11 protein-coding genes and 2 tRNA genes are annotated in these 7772 nt (G+C 33.5%); 7 read left to right on the top strand and 6 right to left on the bottom strand.

Annotated features, from left to right (window positions below; all coding sequences use genetic code 11):
- Positions 1-211: 211 nt before the first annotated feature.
- The 3 genes from CD138_RS13955 (at position 212) to CD138_RS13945 (ending at position 1210) form a co-directional block, all read left to right on the top strand.
- A complete protein-coding gene (locus CD138_RS13955; protein WP_019168466.1) occupies positions 212-829 on the top strand; it encodes a competence protein ComK in 618 nt (205 codons plus the stop codon).
- Between the two features lie 216 nt (positions 830-1045).
- Positions 1046-1120 (top strand) — tRNA-Asn (locus tag CD138_RS13950).
- A 1-nt stretch (position 1121) separates the two neighbouring features.
- Positions 1122-1210: transfer RNA gene (locus tag CD138_RS13945), tRNA-Ser, on the top strand.
- 62 nt (positions 1211-1272) lie between these two features.
- Here the strand turns inward: CD138_RS13945 and CD138_RS13940 are convergent.
- From CD138_RS13940 to CD138_RS13925, 5 genes are all read right to left on the bottom strand, one after another.
- Entirely contained in the window at positions 1273-2319 is a 1047-nt protein-coding gene (locus CD138_RS13940; protein WP_019168465.1) for a tyrosine-type recombinase/integrase, read from the bottom strand.
- A 183-nt stretch (positions 2320-2502) separates the two neighbouring features.
- Positions 2503-3075 (bottom strand): type II toxin-antitoxin system PemK/MazF family toxin, encoded by a 573-nt coding sequence (locus CD138_RS13935; RefSeq protein ID WP_019168464.1) that lies wholly within the window; start codon positions 3073-3075, stop codon positions 2503-2505.
- 171 nt (positions 3076-3246) lie between these two features.
- The gene (locus CD138_RS13930) at positions 3247-4074 is read right to left on the bottom strand and encodes a DUF5067 domain-containing protein (RefSeq protein WP_103266028.1); all 828 of its coding nucleotides are present in this window, start codon (positions 4072-4074) and stop codon (positions 3247-3249) included.
- A gap of 12 nt (positions 4075-4086) precedes the next feature.
- Entirely contained in the window at positions 4087-4254 is a 168-nt protein-coding gene (locus tag CD138_RS14470) for a hypothetical protein (RefSeq protein WP_167414227.1), read from the bottom strand.
- Positions 4255-4265: 11 nt separating this feature from the next.
- A complete protein-coding gene (locus CD138_RS13925) occupies positions 4266-4976 on the bottom strand; it encodes an XRE family transcriptional regulator (RefSeq protein ID WP_019168461.1) in 711 nt (236 codons plus the stop codon).
- Between the two features lie 141 nt (positions 4977-5117).
- Here CD138_RS13925 and CD138_RS13920 point away from each other — a divergent pair, with 141 nt between their 5' ends.
- The 3 genes from CD138_RS13920 to CD138_RS13910 are packed head-to-tail and all read left to right on the top strand — an operon-like array spanning position 5118 to position 6323.
- On the top strand, positions 5118-5336 hold the full coding sequence (locus CD138_RS13920) for a helix-turn-helix transcriptional regulator (protein WP_019168460.1): 219 nt from the start codon (positions 5118-5120) through the stop codon (positions 5334-5336).
- A gap of 14 nt (positions 5337-5350) precedes the next feature.
- Positions 5351-6100 carry a phage antirepressor KilAC domain-containing protein gene (locus tag CD138_RS13915; protein WP_019168459.1) on the top strand — a complete coding sequence of 250 codons (750 nt, stop codon included), beginning with the start codon at positions 5351-5353 and terminating at the stop codon, positions 6098-6100.
- Between the two features lie 13 nt (positions 6101-6113).
- The gene (locus CD138_RS13910; RefSeq protein ID WP_019168458.1) at positions 6114-6323 is read left to right on the top strand and encodes a hypothetical protein; all 210 of its coding nucleotides are present in this window, start codon (positions 6114-6116) and stop codon (positions 6321-6323) included.
- 16 nt (positions 6324-6339) lie between these two features.
- Here the strand turns inward: CD138_RS13910 and CD138_RS14465 are convergent, their stop codons facing one another.
- A complete protein-coding gene (locus CD138_RS14465) occupies positions 6340-6507 on the bottom strand; it encodes a hypothetical protein (RefSeq protein WP_019168457.1) in 168 nt (55 codons plus the stop codon).
- A 56-nt stretch (positions 6508-6563) separates the two neighbouring features.
- Between CD138_RS14465 and CD138_RS13905 the strand changes: the two genes are divergently transcribed.
- On the top strand, positions 6564-7340 hold the full coding sequence (locus CD138_RS13905; RefSeq protein ID WP_019168456.1) for a phage antirepressor KilAC domain-containing protein: 777 nt from the start codon (positions 6564-6566) through the stop codon (positions 7338-7340).
- Positions 7341-7772 lie beyond the last annotated feature (432 nt).

Raw genomic sequence — 7772 nt, 5'->3', positions numbered from 1 at the left:
GCATACTACTAAGTTATTAAATAGTATAACGAACTATACCATAAAATGCAATGAATTTTCAGAATTTTTAAAGTAATTAAGTCCTTTTTTTATCGAATTTTTGTAATATTATCCTTATATTTACAAAATGTCATTGACTTTATTCAGAATATTCATATAATTAGAATTAGATAGAGAGAGCCTACACCTTAAGAGATAGGAGGGTTCTATTATGGACCAAAAATCCAACATCAAGTATGCAATTAGTAAGGGAGATATGTTTTTAAGACCAGTAGATGGCCCTGATGGTACGCTGATGAGTACGGAAATCTATAGATACGATGGCGATTATTTTATTATTCATGATCGTGCCCAACGTATTATTGAGCGTAGTTGTAGACATTATGGTGAATCATACTCTGGAAGAAAAGCACAAGCTAAACGCATCGCCAATATCTCCAACAAAACACCAATATTGCTCACTCCGATTTATCAAACCTACTTTTTCCCCACTCACTCGGACAGGGTTCCTGAAAACAGTTGGCTCAATATGCATTATGTAGTCAAACTTAAACCATTAAAAGGCGCCCGTTGTAAAGTCACTTTTGCCAATGATTTAACCGTAACATTGCCCATTTCACATCACAGTGTTAAGCATCAGCTTTTGAATTGTGTATATTTCGCTTACTTAGTAGGAAGGTCTAATCAAGTACAAACGCATAACCCTGAAAAACCGATAGATTATGACCAACAACCTTTTAATATTTTTGAAGCGCTATCGCAATATGCCTTATTAGAAAATGCAAAAAGAGAGTTAGCAGAAAAGAAGAAAAAAGCGAATTACTTGTAGCTATTGCCATTTGAATTAAATTTTTGTGCTGCATGAACATGATGTTGATTGCTTATGAGAGAACCCACACGTTAATCAATACGATTTCTTTTATAAAGTGTAAAGTTAGCGGAATTTATATACGCATAGTGTAAATGTTCCGTTAACTTTTTTGCTTTTAACTCTTGATTTCTTCAGTGATGTTGATATAATAATATTTGTGATTGAAAAAGTTATTCCACAGTAGCTCAGTGGTAGAGCTATCGGCTGTTAACCGATCGGTCGTAGGTTCGAGTCCTACCTGTGGAGCCATGGAAACGTACTCAAGTTGGCTGAAGAGGCGCCCCTGCTAAGGGTGTAGGTCGCGAAAGCGGCGCGAGGGTTCGAATCCCTCCGTTTCCGTAAATTATAGCTTGAAACCATTGATTTAATAGGATTTTTGAAAAGCAAGTGTCAAATATGTGTCAAGAAAATATTTCTCTGACACGTTGACCTTGCTCTTTTTTATGTTCGTCGAGCAGATGGGAATAAATATCAAGTGTAACAGATATTTTATAATGACCTAAGCGTTTGCTGATATATTCAATTGGTATTCCTTTTGAAAGTAGGTAAGATGTGTGGGTATGCCGTAATGCGTAAGGAGTTATAGTGTCATCTTTTAATCCAGTTTCTTTTTTAGCGTGATTGAATGATTTAGACACAGCCGTATGACTTAATTTAAACAGCTTACCATCAACACGTTTCGGTAGGTTTGATAGCTTAGACTTAATGAGTTTTATATCTTTTTGCGAAACTTCTACAAAACGATCAGCATTAACCGATTTAGTACCTCGTAAATGTATAATGCCATCCTTTTCGTTTAAATCTATATCTACCATATTAATTGCATCACTAAATCTTGCTCCTGTAATTGCTAAAATGAAAAGAAAAATATAACTTTCTTCATTACGTGTTTTAAAATACTCAATCAACTGTTCGTATTGTTTTATTGTCATAAATTTTGTAGCTTCTTCTTTTGATTTTTTCGTTCCTTTGACTTCCACATTATAGGTAGGGTCTTTCTTCAAATAGCCATCATATAGCGCATCTCGTAAACAACGAGATAAGCAACCATGCACTTTACGCACAGTCTCATCCGTATGTCCCTCACCATAACCATTTAAAAATTTTTGGTATTCTGTACGTGTGATATTTTTAATCAATATACCTGTACCGAAATATTCTTCAAACAGCTTAATAGAACGTTCATACCAATAAAATTGACGTTTAGATAAATTTTTCTTGTTTTTTATTTCAACCCAATCATTGTAATACTCTTTGAATGTCTTATCGTCAATCGCATTACCATCTTCTAAATCACGTATGAGTTGCTGCGCTGCATTAACCGCCTCAGCTTTAGTTTTAAAGCCTGATTTGCGTTTCTTACCCGACTTAAAAGAGGGGTGTTTAACATCATATTGCCATGATGATGATGTTTTATTTTTCCGTTTTGTTACTGTAAATGATGCCATTTCACCATTCCTCCTCAAAAATAGTAAAAAATAATAAGGGTACGTGGGGGTACCCGTAAATTGCATAAAAAAACAGGAAGTACAAGTGCACTTCCTGTGAGCCCTCTCTTTCAAGGGTTGATATAATGTAAAGTCCTCTTTTTCAAGGATTAATCTATTATTATATTAACAGGAAATCAGTAACTATTCAAGTTTAATGTTAGTGAATTGTTTCACTATTGCTCTGTCTATTTGATTTAATGTATATTCACTATAATGCAATTGACCAATAGGGTCATATTCATTAAGTACATTAATTCTATCTTTGCTTATGTTAGTAATTTGATTTATATTAGCAAAAGTCCTTTTATCGCTATATCTCTCATATCTCCTTTCTAATTCTTGCATCTTTTGAAATGTAAGTTCGTGTTCTCTAATGGACTCCTTTACTGAAGCATCTTTTAAAGATTCAACGCTTAAATATTCTTCTGCGAGTGACAAAAGGTTATTAGCTAAGGTTTGATATTGATTATTAATGTACTTACTAAATATTTGTATTAAGTCTTCTTCTACTAAAATATTAAACTTATTATTTTTTGAAGTCAGAGGAATTACAGTTAGCGTAGAATTAAAACGGTTATCTTTTTTATCTAAAACAACACAAAAATGATTACCAGAAAACTCATTGCCTATGTTAATACCTAATTTAGCATAAACGATTGCACCTCGTTTATAGGTTTTATATTTTCTTCTTTGATGACTTTTTGTGTTATTCACTTCATTTCTTAAGAACTTTGAATATTCAAAGCACCAAGAGTCCATATACATATATTTTTTAGTTGGCTATCTTGAACATATTTAAAATTTTTGTTTGAAATACGCAATAATTCTTCTCTTTCCATCCCTCAACCTCCAATCCAATAAAAAGGCTAGCGTGCTAACCTAATTTTATTCGCTTGTTGCATCGTAGTATTCGTCACCATTCTCATCAGTTTTTACGTTATTTTCTGATGGTTTTGGTATATTTTTGTCATAAATTGATGGGTGACCACCTACACCGTTTTGCGGTAACTCTTCGGTTTTTGGTTGCGTTGCTTTTTGATTATCGACAGCTCCAGTCGATGTGTCGTTATTTTTATAAACGACTTGATCCTGAGTGTTTTCTTGGTTGTTAATATTGTTTGATGATGTGTTTTGGCTGTTCGAGTCATTGAATTCATCAACAATATCATTCACGGCTGAGTAGTCGACAGTTTTCAACTTAGATAAGTCGATTTCTTTTTCTCCTAATTTTTTGCCACCGATACCTTTAGTTGCTTTTAAAGTTATATTATTGTCGTTTTCAAGTTCATAGCCCAAAATACCTTTAGCAGTCTTGCCTTTTTTAACCATATCATGAGCATGTTGTGACCATTCTTCAAATTCCCCTGTCGTAGGTGTTGTACCTGTTTCCAACTTTGCTAGTGAGTTCTCAGTATCTTGAAGGACAGTAAATCCAGCTATAAATATAGTGTTTGGCGCTACGTTTTCTCTACCTGATTTGCTTTTAACTTCATATTTAAAAACAACGGACTTTTTACCACTGTCTTTATCATTGACGATAAAAGTATCTTTGATTTTCAATACCGCGTCATCGATAACTAAAGTGTCGTTTGTAAATTGAGGTTTGTCCTCATTCACCTTAGTTTCTTGTTTTGTTTCATTTTCTTTTTTGTCGTTTCCACATGCACTTAAAACTAACAAACTAGCATACAATAAAAACATTAATCTCTTCATGTTTTACGCTCCTTAAAAATTGTTTTTATATAAAGCGTCACAAGGACGCTCGATATTGTATTCATCTATTTCTTTTTTAGTAATAGGTAGATTGTTTTTAACTCTATATACTAATTGTTCTAATGTGTAGATAGGAACCAACTCAGTTCCATCATCTTCTAAACGTTGCACTTCAGTCATGTGTATTCCTCCTACAATATAACTTTTCCCGCTACTTTAATATCGTGACTACTATCAAAATGTAAATCAGGATATTTCGAGTTCAACGAAACTAAGCGTATACCCTTATCGCTAATGAACACCTTTTTCAAATAAGCCTCACCATCAATGACAAAAATGCCGATTTGTCCACTGTTGATTTGTTTAGTTTTGTCTATAAAGATAATCTCTTTATCTTCAAACATAGGTTCCATTGAATCACCATTGACTTGCAGTGCAAAGTCATGATTAGGTATGTGCCCATTGTATTGTGTTGTAAACTCGACACCATCTATTAACGTTTCTCCAGTACCAGCTGAAGCATATCCGTATACAGCGACCTCTTCTGAAACGATATTGTTTGAGTTGATATGTAAAACTTTGTTATTTTGTTCGTCTAGTTGTTCAGTAGCAAAGTCTAGTACACGTTTTTGACGAGGAGGTGTTAGTTTGTCGTAGATGGAAGTGATGTCGCTCTTTTTATTATGTCTCTTAGGGAATAAGTCGTCGATACTAATATTTAATATATGCGCGATTTCAAATAAATCATCTTGTTTAGGAGTTCTATAGCCAGTTTCATAGTTTGAAATAGTAGCTTTTTTAGTATTAAGTTTTTCTCCTAATTGGTCTTGAGTTAAATTCATTTTAGTTCTATAGTATCTGATTTTATTACCTATAAATTTTGCTAATTCTTTTTTATCCATTTCCTTACCTCCTCTAAATGTACCTATATTATATCCCAATTATTTTTGGTATTCAACAAAAAATACACGAAATGCAAACTTTTGTATTGACGTATGTACACGAATCGTGTATAGTTAATTTTGTAAACAGGAGGTGACAACATGCAATGGAATTTAATAAGGCTTAGAAAAGAAAGAAAGTGTACTCAAGAAGACTTAGCTAATCTCCTGAATATATCTACTGAAGGATATCGTTTAAAAGAAATAGGAAAACATCAGTTTAAAAATGATGAAATGTTTATTATTGCTGACTTTTTCAATGAAAACATTGGAGATATTTTTTTACCTACAAAGTACACGAATCGCAAACAAAAAGCTTAAAAGGAGGGCAAATGATGCAGGAATTACAAACTAAGCCCAACATCGGAGAAATGTTCAATATTCAAGAAAAAGAAAATGGAGAAATTGCAATTAGTGGTCGAGAACTTCATCAAGCATTGGAGGTTAAGACAGCGTACAAAGATTGGTTCCCTAGAATGCTGAAATATGGTTTTGAAGAAAATACGGACTATACAGCTATCGCTCAAAAAAGAGCAACAGCTCAAGGCAACATGACTCATTATGTTGACCACGCACTCACACTAGACACTGCAAAAGAAATCGCAATGATTCAACGAAGTGAACCAGGTAAACGTGCAAGACAATATTTTATCCAAATTGAGAAAGCATGGAACAGTCCAGAAATGGTTATGCAACGCGCTTTGAAAATAGCGAATAACACAATACTACAACTAGAAACTCAAATTGAAAGAGATAAACCAAAAATCGTATTTGCTGATGCGGTAGCCACAACTAAAACATCGATTCTAGTTGGTGAGTTAGCAAAGATTATTAAACAAAATGGTGTCGATATTGGTCAACGCAGATTATTCGAATGGTTACGTCAAAATGGGTTCCTCATTAAACGTAAAGGCGTTGATTATAACATGCCAACTCAATATTCGATGGAACGAGAATTGTTTGAAATCAAAGAAACCACAATCAGTCATTCAGACGGTCACACATCGATTAGCAAGACACCAAAAGTTACCGGAAAAGGACAGCAGTACTTTGTTAATAAGTTTTTAGGAGAAAAAACAACTTAAAGGAGGAAGCTAAATGAAAAAAGCTCACTTTGGTAATTTATCTAAAGAATTGGATCAATTAGTGGATAGGAAAATACAAGCAATAGCGAATGAAAGTAAGAATTATGGCGAGGTTATAAACAAACTAATTGAAGACAAAACCATTCAAAACTCATCTAAGAAATTTGAGTATATTAAAAACCGCATTCTCAAACATGCATTGAACCAAAAAATAGAGCGCTAAAAAACGCCCTTGAAAATTAAAACATTGAATCTCGAGCCATTTTGTCTAAAACATTGTTAGTCATTTCATCTTTAAAATCCGATGAATGCGGTAAATGTTGAAAAATTTCAGCTAATGCGCTAGCTAAATTTTCATTATCGACATCATGTTTCTCTAAGATTTCTAGAATTTCATCTTTATTCATACTTATCACCTCCTTAGGTTGATAACAACATTATACACGAAAGGAGCATAAACAATATGCAAGAATTACAAAAAATACAAATTGAAAACAATTCAGAATTAGGAGTAGTCGTTTCTAGTCGAGTGATTGCTCAAGAGTTAGGTAAAGAACATGGAAAAGTGATTAAGAGTTTAGAGAGCATTATTTCTGAAAAGCCACATTTGACTTCTCACATTATTGCTAGCACTTACAGAGTAGGTGGCAAACAAAACAGAAGTTACAAAGAATATTTATTAACTAAAAAAGGTTTCAATTTATACATGTTTAATATACAAGGTCATAACGATTTTAAAGAAGCATATATTGATAAGTTTGAAGAAATGGAACGTCAACTAACGCAACCTATCGCAAGTTACATGATAGAAGACCCAGTCAAACGTGCTGAACTTTGGATAGAGGAACAGAAAGAAAAACAGGCATTACAACTTGAAAACAACATGCAAAAACAAAAGATTGCTGAATACGAACCGAAAGCATCTTATTTAGACACTATTTTAAATAACAAGAGTTTAGTAACAGTCGGACAAATCGCAAAAGATTATGGTATGTCGGCTCAAGCGCTTAACAAGTTATTACACGACTTAAAAGTCCAGTACAAACAATCAGGACAATGGTTACTTTATTCAAATCTACACGACAAAGGTTACACACATTCTTCTACAACGGAGATTGAACATAAAGACGGTAGCACATCGGTTCGTATGAACACTAAGTGGACGCAAAAAGGCAGACTGTTTATTTACGACTTACTTAAAGACAACGACATTCTACCCACAATCGAACAACCAAATTAAGGAGGAGAAAAAATGCAACTACTCAAATACACAAAAATAGCACTCCTAATCGTCATCTTGGCGGAGGAGATTAGGAATGCTATCAGAAAGAACAAAGTAACTATTGCAACTGAATCATTTATTAGTGAGAGATGTTGGCAATAGCTAAATTGAACATTTCGGTTTTCCCGCAGTTCAGACAAACAGTCACAAACATTTTCATACTTGGTGCAGGTAGATTTTGAGAAATAGCTGATAGAGGGGAACTTAAATTGAATAGAGATATACCAGTATACAACTTAAAGGAGTGTAAAAATATGCAATCATTACAAGAAACAACAATCGAACAAACAAATTAAGGAGGAGAAACAATGTTTAAACGTAGAAAGAAAGAACGAGTCCAAATGACACTAGAAACAAACTTAGAAGAACTCAAACTATTACTGAATAAAT

It is taken from the genome of Staphylococcus intermedius NCTC 11048, from assembly GCF_002902385.1.
Taxonomy (GTDB): Bacteria; Bacillota; Bacilli; order Staphylococcales; family Staphylococcaceae; genus Staphylococcus; species Staphylococcus intermedius.
Note: the sequence above shows the minus strand (reverse complement) of the source record. Positions and strands in the feature narration are given on the sequence as shown.